Source organism: Streptomyces sp. NPDC006314, from assembly GCF_040613075.1.
Classification (GTDB): Bacteria; Actinomycetota; Actinomycetes; order Streptomycetales; family Streptomycetaceae; genus Streptomyces.
The window spans coordinates 21,250-35,078 of sequence record NZ_JBEXRL010000005.1 but is presented as its reverse complement, the minus strand read 5'-3'; the positions used below and the strand labels follow the sequence as shown (position 1 = coordinate 35,078).

13 protein-coding genes are annotated in these 13,829 nt (G+C 71.0%); 2 read left to right on the top strand and 11 right to left on the bottom strand.

Annotation, left to right across the window (positions count from 1 at the left end; genetic code table 11):
- Window positions 1–52 precede the first annotated feature (52 nt).
- The gene (locus ABZ079_RS10515; protein ID WP_356939031.1) at window positions 53–457 is read left to right on the top strand and encodes a Rieske (2Fe-2S) protein; all 405 of its coding nucleotides are present in this window, start codon (window positions 53–55) and stop codon (window positions 455–457) included.
- Window positions 458–479: 22 nt separating this feature from the next.
- Window positions 480–1,232, top strand: a complete 753-nt coding sequence (locus ABZ079_RS10510) for a nucleotidyltransferase domain-containing protein (protein WP_356939030.1) — start codon at window positions 480–482, stop codon at window positions 1,230–1,232.
- On the opposite strand, the gene ABZ079_RS10505 is transcribed toward ABZ079_RS10510, so the two are convergent.
- The 11 genes from ABZ079_RS10505 to ABZ079_RS10455 form a co-directional block, all read right to left on the bottom strand.
- On the bottom strand, window positions 1,158–1,907 hold the full coding sequence (locus ABZ079_RS10505) for a nucleotidyltransferase domain-containing protein (RefSeq protein WP_356939029.1): 750 nt from the start codon (window positions 1,905–1,907) through the stop codon (window positions 1,158–1,160). The genes ABZ079_RS10510 and ABZ079_RS10505 overlap by 75 nt on opposite strands.
- Window positions 1,908–1,911: 4 nt before the next feature.
- Window positions 1,912–2,919, bottom strand: a complete 1,008-nt coding sequence (locus tag ABZ079_RS10500) for an ADP-ribosylglycohydrolase family protein (RefSeq protein WP_356939028.1) — start codon at window positions 2,917–2,919, stop codon at window positions 1,912–1,914.
- Between the two features lie 67 nt (window positions 2,920–2,986).
- Entirely contained in the window at window positions 2,987–4,048 is a 1,062-nt protein-coding gene (locus ABZ079_RS10495; RefSeq protein ID WP_356939027.1) for a pseudouridine synthase, read from the bottom strand.
- Between the two features lie 13 nt (window positions 4,049–4,061).
- Entirely contained in the window at window positions 4,062–4,712 is a 651-nt protein-coding gene (gene scpB / locus ABZ079_RS10490) for an SMC-Scp complex subunit ScpB (protein ID WP_356939026.1), read from the bottom strand.
- Entirely contained in the window at window positions 4,709–5,785 is a 1,077-nt protein-coding gene (locus ABZ079_RS10485) for a segregation/condensation protein A (protein WP_356939025.1), read from the bottom strand. The genes scpB and ABZ079_RS10485 overlap by 4 nt, the downstream gene beginning before the upstream one ends.
- Before the next feature lie 18 nt (window positions 5,786–5,803).
- Window positions 5,804–6,352 (bottom strand): hypothetical protein, encoded by a 549-nt coding sequence (locus tag ABZ079_RS10480; RefSeq protein WP_356939024.1) that lies wholly within the window; start codon window positions 6,350–6,352, stop codon window positions 5,804–5,806.
- A complete protein-coding gene (locus ABZ079_RS10475) occupies window positions 6,337–7,470 on the bottom strand; it encodes a ParA family protein (protein WP_356939023.1) in 1,134 nt (377 codons plus the stop codon). Before ABZ079_RS10475 ends, ABZ079_RS10480 begins: the two co-directional genes overlap by 16 nt.
- Window positions 7,471–7,884: 414 nt before the next feature.
- Window positions 7,885–9,009, bottom strand: a complete 1,125-nt coding sequence (ald, locus tag ABZ079_RS10470) for an alanine dehydrogenase (protein WP_356939022.1) — start codon at window positions 9,007–9,009, stop codon at window positions 7,885–7,887.
- A 140-nt stretch (window positions 9,010–9,149) separates the two neighbouring features.
- Window positions 9,150–11,216 (bottom strand): tetratricopeptide repeat protein, encoded by a 2,067-nt coding sequence (locus ABZ079_RS10465; RefSeq protein WP_356939021.1) that lies wholly within the window; start codon window positions 11,214–11,216, stop codon window positions 9,150–9,152.
- Window positions 11,217–11,380: 164 nt separating this feature from the next.
- Window positions 11,381–12,007 carry an NUDIX hydrolase gene (locus ABZ079_RS10460; protein WP_356939020.1) on the bottom strand — a complete coding sequence of 209 codons (627 nt, stop codon included), beginning with the start codon at window positions 12,005–12,007 and terminating at the stop codon, window positions 11,381–11,383.
- Between the two features lie 98 nt (window positions 12,008–12,105).
- Window positions 12,106–13,755 carry a CTP synthase gene (locus tag ABZ079_RS10455; protein WP_356939019.1) on the bottom strand — a complete coding sequence of 550 codons (1,650 nt, stop codon included), beginning with the start codon at window positions 13,753–13,755 and terminating at the stop codon, window positions 12,106–12,108.
- Between the last annotated feature and the right edge of the window lie 74 nt (window positions 13,756–13,829).

Sequence of the window (13,829 nt, the reverse complement as noted above, 5' to 3'; positions counted from 1 at the left end):
CCGGTATCCACCGGTTTGATCCCTGCCCCCAAACTCTGTTCGGAGTGGTGACATGACCCAGCCCGCGACGCGGCGCACGGTTCTGGCGACGGGCGCTGTGGCGCTCGCCGCGCCCTGTGTGGGATGCGGCGGCAACGACAAGAGTTCCTCGGCTTCCGGCTCCTCCGACAAGAAGGAGCTGGCGAAGACCGGTGACATCCCGGAGGGAGGGGGCAAGGTCTTCAAGGAGCGGAAGATCGTGGTCACCCAGCCGAAGAAGGGTGACTTCAAGGCGTTCTCGGCGGTCTGCACACACCGGGGGTGCACGGTGAACCAGGTGGCGGACGGCACCATCGACTGCCCCTGCCACGGCAGCAGGTTCCACATCGCCGACGGCTCGGTGGCGCACGGCCCGGCGACCAGGCCGCTGCCCGCCGAGACGATCAAGGTGGAGGGAAATTCGATCCGTCTGGCGTGAGGCGCCCGCGTACGCTCCGGGCATGCAGCCCGAGAACCCCGAGCACCTGGTACGCGACCACACGATCTACGCCTGTGTCATGGGTTCCCGGGCCTTCGGCCTGGCGACGGACACGAGCGACACCGACCGGCGGGGGGTGTTCCTCGCCCCCACTCCCCTCTACTGGCGGTTCGAGAAGCCACCGACCCATGTGGAGGGGCCCGGCGAGGAGCGGTTCTCCTGGGAGCTGGAGCGGTTCTGCGAGCTGGCGCTGCGAGGCAACCCGAACATCCTGGAGTGCCTGCACTCCCCGCTGGTGGAACACCTGGACGACACCGGCCGCGAGCTGCTGTCCCTGCGCGGCGCCTTCCTCTCCCGCCAGGTCCACGACACCTTCACCCGCTACGCCCTCGGCCAGCGCAAGAAGCTCGAGGCCGACGTCCGCACGACGGGGGCCCCGCGCTGGAAGCACGCGATGCACCTGCTGCGGCTGCTGATGAGCGCCCGTGACCTGCTGCGCACCGGGGAACTGCGCATCGACGTGGGAGACCGGCGGGAGCCCTTGCTCGCGGTGAAGCGCGGCGAGGTGCCGTGGGCGGAGGCAGAGGCGTGGATGGTCCGGCTGGCGGGCGAGACGGAGGAAGCCGTGCGGGGCACCCCCCTGCCGCCGGAGCCGGACCACGCGCGCGTGGCGGCCTTCCTCTTCCGGGTGCGCCGCTCCTCAGCCCTGTCGGCGCAGCCGTACGACCAAGTCGTGCAGGGCGTCGTAGGCGGTGGGCGCGTCGGGGAGGGCTGAGGTGGCCTGCGCCTCGTCGAGCAGCACGTGCAGCCGCTCCACGTCGGCCCGCACGCGTGCGGGGTCGACATCGGCCGCCCCGTGCTCCCGCTTCGCCTTGGCGGCCATCAGCTCGGGCAGATAGCCGGGCGCGTCCACCTCCTCGAGGAGCGTGGGCAGATGGGCCTGGATCTCACCGCTGCGCATGAGGTGGGTGCCGGTGAGCAGCACCCGGAACGTGTAGAGCAGCGGCTTGAGTTCGCCGGTCTTCTCGAACAGCCGCCACTGGGTGACCGCGAATCCGCGGTAGTGGTGGGCATGGTGACTGGTGAGGACGCCCGGCACCAGCGACGCCAGTTCCCGGTGCGCCTCAGTGCTGTGCACGACCAGGGGGGAGAGCAGCTGCTCCAGGACGTAGCCGTTGCGGCGGAGCATCAGCCGTGCGAACTTGCGCAAGTCGTGGGTGACGAGGTCCAGCTCGACACCGAACCGCACCCAGGCCCGGGACCGGGTCTCCTCCGGTTCGCGAAGCCCGACGAGTTCGGCCGTCGGCAGCAGGTGGACGCCGCGCAGGTCCACGTCCGAGTCCTGCGAGGGGAAGCCGTACAGGTGGGCTCCGGAGACGGTCGCGAACAGCAGGGGGTCGGGCTGTTCCGCGACCACGGGTGCGAGGTCGATGTCGAGGTCTTCGATCATGGGCCTAAGCGTCCCAGAGCGATCCCAGGGCCGACAGGTCGCCCCGGTACTCGATCCGCTCGGTCCAGTCGGCGGGCCAGGCGTCCGCGCCCAGCCAGGCGCCCGCGAAGGCGCCGGTGAGGCAGGCGATGGAGTCGGAGTCGCCGGCGGTGCAGGCGGCCCGGCGCAGGGCGGTGACGGGTTCGTCCGGGAAGAGCAGGAAGCACAGCAGTCCGGTCGCGAGGGCCTCCTCGGCGATCCAGCCCTCCCCGGTGGCCCGGCACGGGTCGGTCTCCGGGGAGGCGGTCCGCACGGCCTCCTGGAGGCGGTCGAGGATCACCAGGCACTCGTCCCAGCCGCGCGCGATGAAGTGCTCGGGGCTGGGGTCCTGGGAGCGGGTCCAGAGGTCGCCGAGCCAGGTGTGGTCGTAGCGGGTGCGGTGGTCCAGCGCGTAGGACCGCAAACGGCCGACCAGGCCCGTCGGGTCGACGCCCCGCGCGAGCAGGTGGACGGCGCGTGCGGTGAGGTCGGAGGCGGCCAGCGCGGTGGGGTGGCCGTGGGTGAGCGCGGACTGCAACTGGGCGGCGCCGGCGCGCTGTTCCTCGCTCAGGCCCGGGGCGAGCCCGATGGGGGCGACGCGCATGTTGGCACCGCAGCCCTTGGAGCCGAGCCGGCTGGCGTCCTGCCAGGCCCGCCCTTCCTCCTTGAGCAGACCGCAGGCGGTCAGGCAGGTGTTGCCCGGGGCCCGGTTGTTCTCCGGCGACTGGTACCAGTCCACGAACTCCTCGCGCAGCGGCCGCCCCAGCCGCTGCGGCGCGAGGTCTCCGCGCTCCATGGCCGTCCGGAGCGCCCGCCCTAGGGCGAGGGTCATCTGCGTGTCGTCGGAGACACGGGCCCGCTGGGGCAGCTCCCTCTCCCGCCAGGGCCCGAACGTCGAGAGGATCGACGGCACGGTCTTGAACTCGGTCGGGTAGCCGAGGGCGTCCCCGAGGGCGAGACCGAACAGGGCTCCCGTTGCGGCACGTTTGGACACGCGATCACCATCCCCTTTTATCGTCACCTTGACAATAAAGGGGGGTGGCGATCACGGCAAGTGCGTTCTAGAGATCGACTTCGTTCATCAGCATGCCGACCTCGGTGTTCGACAGGCGCCGCAGCCAGCCGGACTTCTGGTCGCCCAGGGTGATCGGCCCGAAGGCGGTGCGCACCAGCTTGTCGACCGGGAATCCGGCCTCGGCGAGCATGCGCCGCACGATGTGCTTGCGGCCCTCGTGCAGGGTCACCTCGACCAGGTAGTTCTTGCCGGTCTGCTCCACGACCCGGAAGTGGTCCGCGCGCGCGTAACCGTCCTCCAGCTGGATGCCGTCCTTCAGACGCTTGCCGAGATCACGCGGGATCGGGCCGACGATGTGCGCGAGGTAGGTCTTCTTCACGCCGTACTTCGGGTGCGTGAGGCGGTGCGCCAGCTCGCCGTGGTTGGTGAGCAGGATGACCCCCTCGGTCTCGGTGTCCAGCCGGCCGACGTGGAAGAGCCGCGTCTCACGGTTGGTGACGTAGTCCCCGAGGCACTGACGGCCCTCCGGGTCCTCCATGGTGGAGACGACACCGGCGGGCTTGTTCAGCGAGAAGAACTGGTACGACTGGGTCGCGACCGTCAGGCCGTCGACCTTGACCTCGTCCTTCTCGGGGTCCACGCGGCGGCCCTGCTCGAGCACGATCTCACCGTTGACCTCCACACGGGCCTGCTCGATCAGCTCCTCGCAGGCGCGCCGGGAGCCGTAGCCGGCGCGCGCGAGGACCTTCTGCAGCCGCTCGCCCTCCTGCTCGGCGCCCGGGAAGGTCTTGGGCAGCTTGACGTCCTTCTTGCCCGCGTACCGCTCCCGGTTGCGCTCCTCCACCCGCGTCTCGTACTCGCGGGAGCGCGCGGGGGCCGTACGGCCGCTCTGCTGGGGCTTCTTGGGCCCGCCCTTGGCGCCACCCCGCGCGGCACCGCCGCGTCCGGCCTTGGGGCCGTCCTTGGTGGCCCCGGGGCCCACGTCGTAGCGGCGCTCCTCGGGGCGGGGCTTGCGGGGACGACCCTGCCCCTGCTTCTGGTCCCTGTCGTTGCCGGCACCGCGGTAGTTACCGCGCCCGCCGCTCTTGCCGCTGCCGCTGCTTCGCATCAAGGTTTCCGTCTTAGTCGTCTGCGTCCTGACCGCCGGGCGCGTCGGGCGCGTCCGGGTCGAACGACGGGACTCCCTCCTGGGTCTCGGCCTCGATCGCCTCCGCCTCCGGGAGGAAGGGCGCGAGTTCCGGGAGTTCGTCCAGGCCGCGCAGGCCCATCCGCTCCAGGAAGTAGTTCGTCGTCCTGTACAGGATCGCACCTGTTTCGGGTTCCGTGCCCGCCTCCTCGACCAGACCGCGCTGCAGGAGGGTGCGCATGACGCCGTCGCAGTTGACTCCGCGCACCACGGAGACGCGGCTGCGGCTGACCGGCTGGCGGTAGGCGACGACCGCGAGCGTCTCCAGCGCGGCCTGGGTGAGGCGCGCCGTCTGGCCGTCCAGGACGAGCCGCTCGACGGCGGGCGCGTACGCGGCACGGGTGTAGAAACGCCAGCCGCCCGCGACGAAGCGCAGCTCGAAGCCGCGGCCCTGCACGGTGTACTCGTCGGCCAGCTCGCGCAGCGCGTCCGCGATCTGCCGCCTGGGCCGCTCGAGGATCCTGGCCAGGTGCTCCTCGGTCGCGGGCTCGTCCACGACCATGAGCATCGCCTCCAGGGCGGGCTTGAGGTCGAGGCCGGCGACGGCATGGAGCCCCCCGGGCCGTTCCGCTGTCTCCTCGCTCATGCCTTCTCGTCCTCCTTGGGCTCCTCGGGCGGCCGGTCGAACTCGTCGGTGACCATCGGCGCCGCGTCCGTGTCGCCGCCCGTCCAGCGCACGGTCAGCTCCCCGAGCGCGGCCTCCTGCTCCAGGGCGACGGCCTTCTCCCGGTACAGCTCCAGCAGCGCGAGGAACCGCGCCACGACGGTCAGGGTGTCGTCGGTGTCCTCGACGAGAGCCCGGAAGCTCGCCTCGCCCAGCTCCTTCAGCCGTGCCACCACGATCCCCGCCTGCTCCTGGACACTGACCAGCGGGGCGTGGATGTGGTCGACGTAGACCTGCGGCTTGGGCTTGGGCTGCATCGCCTTGACCGCGAGCCTGGCGAAGCCCTCGGGGCCGATGCTGATGACGACCTCGGGCAGCAGCTCGGCGTGCTCGGGTTCCAGGCCGACGGTACGGGGCCAGCGGCGGGCCTCCTCGTCGAGGCGCTCGTTGAAGATGTCCGCGATCCGCTTGTAGGCGCGGTACTGGAGCAGCCGCGCGAACAGCAGGTCCCGCGCCTCCAGCAGCGCGAGGTCGGCCTCGTCCTCGACCTCGGCGGCGGGCAGCAGCCGGGCCGCCTTCAGGTCGAGCAGGGTGGCGGCCACGACCAGGAACTCGGTCGTCTGGTCCAGGTCCCAGTCCGGCCCCATGGCCCGGATGTGCGCCATGAACTCGTCGGTGACCCGGGACAGGGCGACCTCGGTGACGTCCAGCTTGTGCTTGGAGATCAGCTGGAGGAGGAGGTCGAAGGGGCCCTCGAAGTTGGCGAGGCGGACCTTGAAGACGCCGTCGGACGGGGCCGGGTCACCGGGGGACGGTTCGGGCTCCGGCTCCGGCTCTGGTTCGGGCTCCGGCTCCGGCTCTGGTTCAGCGGCTTCGGGTTCCGGGACCACGATCTCGGGAGTCGCGGGCCCGGCGACCTCCGGCGCCGGCTCCGGAACCTCCACAGCCGGCTCAACCGGCGGAGCCACCCGCGGAGCCCCCGGCCCCCGCCCCAGCGCACGCCGGCGACCGGCGCCGGCGCCGGGGGCAGGTGCGGGAACGTCGTTCGAGGTCATGGCCCCCGCAGGCTACCGCTACCGCCCGCGCAGCCGTCGTACGAGGATGCTCGCGTCCCCGCGGGACTCCAGGTCGGCCAGGACCACGGCCACCGCCTCGCGGACGATCCGACCGCGGTCGACGGCCAGACCGTGCTCGCCGCGGAGCACGAGACGGGCGTGCTCCAGGTCCATCAGCTCCTCGGCCGACACGTACACCGTGATCTTCTCGTCGTGCCGCTCACGCCCGCTGGGCCGCCGGGACGCCGCCCGCCCGCGCTTGCGCGGCTGGGCCGCGGCAGAACCTTCCTGCGCCGCCTGCCGGCGCGCCGGGCGGGTGCGGGACTCGCCGGCCTCGGCCTGTCCGGCCTCCGCCGCGGCATGCTCCGCGCCCTCTCCGTCACCGCCCTGGACGGGCACCGCCTGGGGTGCGTCCTCGGCGGCGGCCACATCGTCGCTCTCCCCCGCGGGAGCCGGCACCCGGGCCTCACCGTTGGTCCCGCGCCGGGGACTGGACGGCTGGAGCGCCGTCCCCCCCGTCGTACGGAACAGTTCGTCGGCCCCGGGCAGACTCACTCGGCGTGACACCGGGCGAGCACCTCCCTGGCGAGCTGGCGATAGGCGGCGGCACCGACGGAGTTGGAGGCGTACGTGGTGATCGGCTCACCGGCGACCGTGGTCTCCGGGAAGCGGACCGTGCGCCCGATGACCGTGTGGTAGACGTGGTCGTCGAACGCCTCGACGACACGCGCGAGCACCTCACGGCTGTGCACGGTGCGCGAGTCGTACATCGTGGCGAGGATGCCGTCCAGTTCCAGCTCGGGGTTGAGCCGCTCCTGGACCTTCTCGATGGTCTCGGTCAGCAGGGCCACACCGCGCAGGGCGAAGAACTCGCACTCCAGCGGCACGATCACCTTGTGCGCGGCCGTCAGCGCGTTGACCGTGAGCAGGCCGAGCGAGGGCTGGCAGTCGATCACGATGTAGTCGTAGTCGTCCATCAGCGGCTTGAGGGCGCGCTGCAGCGTCGACTCGCGGGCGACCTCGGAGACCAGCTGGACCTCGGCGGCCGACAGGTCGATGTTGGAGGGCAGCAGGTCCATGTTGGGGACCGCCGTCTTGAGGAGCACCTCGTCCGCGGACATGCCCCGCTCCATGAGCAGGTTGTAGACGGTGAGGTCCAGCTCCATGGGGTTGACGCCGAGACCGACCGACAGCGCGCCCTGCGGGTCGAAGTCCACGAGCAGCACGCGCCGGCCGTACTCCGCGAGCGCGGCACCCAGGTTGATGGTCGACGTCGTCTTGCCGACGCCGCCCTTCTGGTTGCACATCGCGATGATCTTCGCGGGGCCGTGGTCGGTCAGCGGGCCCGGGATCGGGAAGTACGGCAGCGGGCGTCCGGTCGGACCGACGCGCTCACGGCGCTGGCGGGCAGCGTCGGGCGCGAGCGTGGCCGCGTACTCGGGATCGGGCTCGTACTCGGCGTCGGGGTCGTAGAAGTGCCCCTCGGGCAGTTCGTCGTAGTCGGCGAATTGGTTGTGGGGCGCGCCACTTCCGTCGCCGGCCATGGCGTTCACGTGATGGCCATCCATGCTCTGGTGTGCTGTCCGGGCCGGTTGCGGCCCCGGACTCTGGTGGGCTGCGAAGGTGCGCACAGCTACGGAGCCGACAGCCTCGAATCCCGTGGGGTCCTGGCCCCGTACCGGCATTCCTGGTTGACCACCCCCGGGAGAAAATGTCGACTCATTCACAAGTCGTCTTACCTCCTTGGTGACCAGGAAACTTCTAGACAAGGTCAGCGTGGCACCATGCCGACGGTTGGCGACTCTATGGCGTGTCAGCGGTCCGCAGCAACACAATCCGCTGGACCCGGCAGGATGTGTCGGCAATGAAACATCTCGCTGTCAAGGGCGTACGGCCGTCGCGCAGCAGGTTTCACCGGTGTGCGAATCGGTCGAAGGGTCACGTTCGAGGCGAGTTGACCGAGAGTCGCAAAGTGACCATACACACACCCGGCCGGACCTTGTCGGGCAAGGTCCGGCCGGACGCGCGATGTTGACGAGTCGTGTTGACGAATCACCTTTTGCCGGTGGGCGACTTAGCGACTCACCAGGTCACAGGGGTCAGCCGAGCAGCGAGTCCAGCTCGACGTGCTCCAGGCCGTGCGCCTCGGCGACCTCCCTGTAAACGACCTTGCCGTCATGGGTGTTGAGACCCTTGGCGAGCGCGGGGTCGCGGCGCAGCGCCTCCACCCAGCCGTTGTTGGCCAGCGAGACGATGTACGGCAGCGTGGCGTTGGTGAGGGCGTTGGTGGAGGTGTTCGGTACCGCGCCCGGCATATTGGCGACGCAGTAGAAGACCGAGTTGTGCACGCGGAAGGTCGGCTCGGCGTGCGTGGTGGGACGGGAGTCCTCGAAGCAGCCGCCCTGGTCGATCGCGATGTCGACAAGGACACTTCCGGGCTTCATGCGGGACACCAGCTCGTTGGTGACCAGCTTCGGGGCCTTGGCGCCCGGGATGAGGACCGCGCCGATGACGAGGTCGGCGTCGAGGACGGCCTTCTCCAGCTCGAAGGAGTTGGACATGATCGCCTTGACCTTCGTACCGAAGATCTTGTCGGCCTCGCGCAGCTTGTTGATGTCGCGGTCGAGCAGGGTCACGTCGAAGCCCATGCCGACGGCGACCTGGGTGGCGTTCCAGCCGGAGACACCGCCGCCGATGACCACGGCCTTGGCCGGGGTCACGCCCGGGACGCCGCCCGGCAGCACGCCACGGCCGCCGGCCGCGCGCATCAGGTGGTAGGCGCCGACCTGCGGGGCCAGGCGGCCCGCGACCTCGGACATCGGGGCGAGCAGCGGCAGCGCGCGGTTCGGCAGCTCCACCGTCTCGTAGGCGATGGCCGTGGTGCCGGACTCGATGAGCGCGTCCGTGCACTCCTTGGAGGCGGCCAGGTGCAGGTAGGTGAAGAGGGTCTGGTCCTTGCGGAGGCGGTGGTACTCCTCCGCGATGGGCTCCTTGACCTTCAGCAGCAGGTCGGCGGTGGCCCACACCTCGTCGGCGGTGTCGAGGAGGGCGGCACCGGCGGAGACGTACTCCTCGTCCGTGATCGAGGAGCCGAGACCGGCACCCCGCTCGATGACGACCTGGTGGCCGTTGCGCACCAGCTCGTGCACGCCGGCGGGGGTGATGGCCACCCGGAACTCGTTGTTCTTGACCTCGCGGGGGATGCCGACCTTCACGTCGATCACGGTCCTTGGCTCAGAGGGTATGGGGGGTGTCATTGCGTGACATACCCAGGCATGCATGGGCACACCGGGAGACACCGCAGGAGAACGTGCGGCAGAGCCAGTTTAATGAAGGCGTTCCGACTGTCTAGCCTTTCATTGCATCAATCTTCGTTGGATGTACTGCGGATTTCGCAGGCACTCACGTCGCCTTCCAGCCGTTCGTCACTCTCCGGTGGCTCCTCCTCCAGCATGCGCGCGGCCGCCGCGCGGTGCAGGTGGGCCGACGCGGGGTCGCCGAGGCGCTCCAGGGTGTCGGCCAGCCGCAGCTGGAGCGCGGCCTGCAGGCGGGCGTCCTCGGCGCGCCGCGCCCACTCCACCGCCTCCCGGCAGGTGCGCAGCGACTCCTCGGGCCGCCCCGCGTACTCCTGCACCCGGGCCAGTTCGCTCAACGCCCGCGCGTGGGCGGGGACATCGCCGCCCTTGCGGTGGCAGGCGACGGCGGCCCGCCAGTTCCTGAGCGCCTCGCCGTAGCGGCCCGCGTAGGTGTGGGCGGTGGCGATCCGGCCGTACAGCCGGGCCGCCTGTCCACGCTCGCCCCGGGCCAGCCGCTCGGCCAGTGCCCGGCCGAACCAGTCGGCGGCCCGGTCGTAGTCCCCCAGCTCCTGGTACGCGCCGCCTACGGATTCCATCGCGCGGCCGGTCGCGTACGGGTCGTGTGCCTCGCGTCCGGCGTCCAGCGCGGCCCGGTAGCGGGCCAGCGCGTCCCGGGTACGGCCGGTCTGCGCGTCCAGATCGCCCAGGTTCAGCAGGGCCGCGGCCTTCTCCCGGGGCAGGCCGCGGCGCTCGGCGACATCGAGCACGAGGCCGTGGACGCCGTACAGATCGGGGGCCGCGGCCTGGGTGCCGACGTGCGCCACGATGGCCCTGACCAGCTGTGACAGCAGCCGCCTGGCCAGGGTGTCCAGCTCTCCGTCGGCCACCGCGAGACGCGCGGAGGCCAGCAGGGCGGGCCGCCGGATGCGCAGCCAGTCGGCGGCGGCCCTGGGGGTCGGGAAGCGCACCTCGCGGGGCATCGCGCTCAGCTTCTCCCGGGCCTGTGGGCTGTCCGTCTCGGTGATCGCCCGGCAGGACTGCAGGAGCCGTACCGTCCGCTCCAGCATCCGGGCCCGGGCCAGCTGCAGCTCCGCGGGCCGTTCCTGGCTCTCGGCGAGGGCGCGCAGGAGCGGGTGCAGGCAGCCGGGGACGTCGTACTGGGGCAGCGGGGAGTCCATCGCGCGCAGCAGGCCGAGGGCGACGAGGTCGTCCAGGATGGCGCGGGCGGCGTCGACCGAGCAGCCGGCGAGGGACGAGGCGGTGTGCGGGTCGACCAGGCCGGCCGGGGCGAGGGAGAGCAGGCGCAGTAGCCGGGCGGCCGAGCCGGGCAGCTGGGCGTACACGAGCCGGAGGACGCGGGCCAGCGGGGTGCCGTCGTTGCTGTCGTCGGTGCCGGCGCGCAGCCGTTTGGCGAGGTCGGAGACGGCGGCCTGGGGGCGCGCGGCAAGCCAGCCGCCGGCCAGGACCAGTGCGGCCGGGTGGCCGCCGCAGGCCTCGACCAGGGTCTCCGCGGAGCGCGGGTCGACGGTGACGCGGACCGAGCCGGTGAAACCGGTGAGCAGTTCCACCGCGGACTTGGTGTCGAGACCGCCCAGGGTGCAGGGGCGGACGTCGGCGATACCGGTGAGCGGGCCACCGGAGACGGCCACCACCAGGCAGTCGGGGGCTTCCGGGAGCAGCGCGTCGACCTGGTCGGTGCCGGCCGCGTCGTCCAGCAGGAGCAGCGCCCGCCGGCCGGCGAGGGCCGTGCGCAGCGCCTCGGTCAGCTCGTCCTCGGCGGCCCCGGCCGGGGCGGGCAGATCCAGCGCGGCGAGCAGCTCGCGGGCGGTGCGCTCGACCGGGACGGGAGTGCCGTCGGGTTCGCTGAGCCGGGCCCGCAGCACCCCGTCGGGGTAACGCTCGGCGACCTGCCGGACGAGTTCCTCGGCGAGCGCGGTCCGGCCGGAACCGGGGCGGCCGGCGATGAGCAGCACACGCGCGCGGGGCACCTTGCGGCCGGAGAGGGTGTCCAGGCCCGCGCGCTCGATGTCGGCACGCAGCTCCTTCAACTCCCGCGTGCGGCCCAGGAAATGACCGTTCGCGGCCGGGTGTGCGGACAGCCGCACATCGTCTGTGTCCACCGCCTGATCCGTCACGGGCCACACTCCCGTCCCACCGCACGCGCAAGCCCGCCGGATCTTCCGGTACGGGCGTTTTCCAGAGCCTAGTTCACGCTCTGCGACGTTCCGTGAGGAGCGCGGCGGGCGCATCGCCCGATCGGATCAGGCGATGGTCACACCAGTACGCCGGACGGGGTGGCTCAGGACTCGAACGGGCGCGCCGGCCAGGGCGCGTCGGCGGGCCGCAGGGCGTCCAGCCCGTCCCCGCCGCGGGCGGCGACCAGGGACAGCACGCCCACCACCAGGCAGTTGTTGTGCACGTCACCGGCCAGCACCCGGCGCACCAGCTCGTCGGCCGGCACGCGCGCGTGCTCCATGTCGGTCTCCTCGTGCTCCGCCTCGAAGCGCTCCCCCTCGGCCTCGGACAGATCGCGGGCGAGGAAGATCCGTACGGCCTCGTCGCAGCCGCCGGGGGTGGTGTAGACGTCGGTCAGCACCCGCCAGTCCCCGGCCTTGACGTGCGCCTCCTCGTACAGCTCCCGCTGGGCCGCGTGCAGCGGGTTCTCGCCGGGCACGTCGAGCAGGCCGGCCGGGATCTCCCACAGCTTGTGCCGCACGGGGTGGCGGTACTGGTTGATCAGCAGGACGCGGTCCTCCTCGTCCAGGGCGAGGACGGCGACCGAGCCCGGGTGCACCTGGTAGTCCCGGCGGACCACCGAGCCGTCGGGCATGACCACGTCGTCCGTGCGCACGGAGGTCTTGTTGCCCACGAAGGGGGTCTCGGTCGCCCGGATCTCCCAGCCCTCGGGGGTGTCCTTGATCGTCATGCCCTGTCCTTCCACGTGCGCGTAAAAAACCGGCCCATACGAAAGCCGGGGTGCCCACCTTTGAAGGTATGCACCCCGGCCACCGTACAACCGGTGTGTTACTTGGAATTCTTCCGCTCGACCGAGGCCTTCACGAGGCCGGCGAACAGCGGGTGAGGACGCGTCGGCCGCGAGCGCAGCTCGGGGTGCGCCTGCGTGGCGACCAGGTACGGGTGGACGTCACGCGGGTACTCCACGTACTCGACGAGCTTGCCGTCCGGGGAGGTGCCGGAGAACAGGATGTTCGCCTTCTTCTCCAGCTCCGCGCGGTAGGCGTTGTTCACCTCGTAGCGGTGGCGGTGCCGCTCCTCGACGTACTCCTTGCCGTCGTACACCTCACGCACGATCGAGCCCTCGGCCAGCTTGGCGGGGTACATGCCCAGGCGCATCGTTCCGCCCATGTCGCCCTCACCGGCGACGATGTCCATCTGCTCGGCCATGGTGGAGATGACCGGGTGGGCGGTGGCCGGGTCGAACTCGGTGGAGTTCGCGTCCGGGATGTCGGCCAGGTTGCGCGCGGCCTCGATCACGATGCACTGCAGGCCGAGGCAGAGGCCGAGCAGCGGGATCTTGTTCTCACGGGCGTAGCGGATGGCGCCGACCTTGCCGAGCACACCGCGGTCACCGAAACCACCCGGGATGCAGATGCCGTCGACGTCCCCGAGCTGGGCCCTGGCGCCGGCCGGGGTCTTGCAGTCGTCGGAGGTGACCCACTTGATCTTGACGCGGGCCTTGTTGGCGAATCCTCCGGCGCGCAGCGCCTCGGTGACCGACAGGTAGGCGTCGGGCAGGTCGATGTACTTGCCGACCAGGGCGAGGGTGATCTCGTGGTCGGGGTTGTGGACGCGGTCGAGCAGGTCGTCCCAGGTCGTCCAGTCGACGTCCCGGAAGGGCAGGTCGAGCTTGCGGACGACGTAGGCGTCCAGGCCCTCGCCGTGCACGGTCTTCGGGATGTCGTAGATCGAGCGGGCGTCGGGGCAGGCGACCACCGCGGCTTCGTCCACGTCGCACATCAGGGAGATCTTGCGCTTGATGGCGGTGGGGACCTCTCGGTCGCAGCGCAGCACGATCGCGTCGGGCTGGATACCGATGTTGCGCAGCGCGGCGACGGAGTGCTGGGTCGGCTTGGTCTTCAGCTCGCCGGAGGGGCCGATGTACGGCAGCAGCGAGATGTGCACCACGAAGACGTTGTCCCGGCCGACCTCGTGGCGGACCTGGCGGACGGTCTCCAGGAACGGCAGCGACTCGATGTCGCCGACGGTGCCGCCGACCTCGGTGATGACGACGTCCACCTCGTCGGTGGCCATGCGCCGGATGCGATGCTTGATCTCGTTGGTGATGTGCGGGATGACCTGCACGGTGTCGCCCAGGTACTCGCCGCGCCGCTCCTTGGCGATCACGGTCGAGTAGACCTGACCGGTGGTGACGTTGGCGGAGCCGTCCAGGTCCCGGTCGAGGAAGCGCTCGTAGTGGCCGATGTCCAGGTCGGTCTCGGCGCCGTCGTTGGTGACGAACACCTCACCGTGCTGGAAGGGGTTCATCGTGCCCGGGTCGACGTTCAGGTACGGGTCGAGCTTCTGCATGACGACGCGCAGACCGCGGGCCTTGAGCAGCATGCCCAGGCTGGAGGCGGTGAGGCCCTTGCCGAGAGAGGAGGCGACACCCCCGGTGACGAAGATGTGCTTGGTCGTCGAGGATTTGGGCGGCATGGCCAAGAGGGGGCTCCCGTGGTCGCTGTCTGTGATGCCGGGCGGCTTCCCGCCCGGAGATTTCCGGGGGTGCC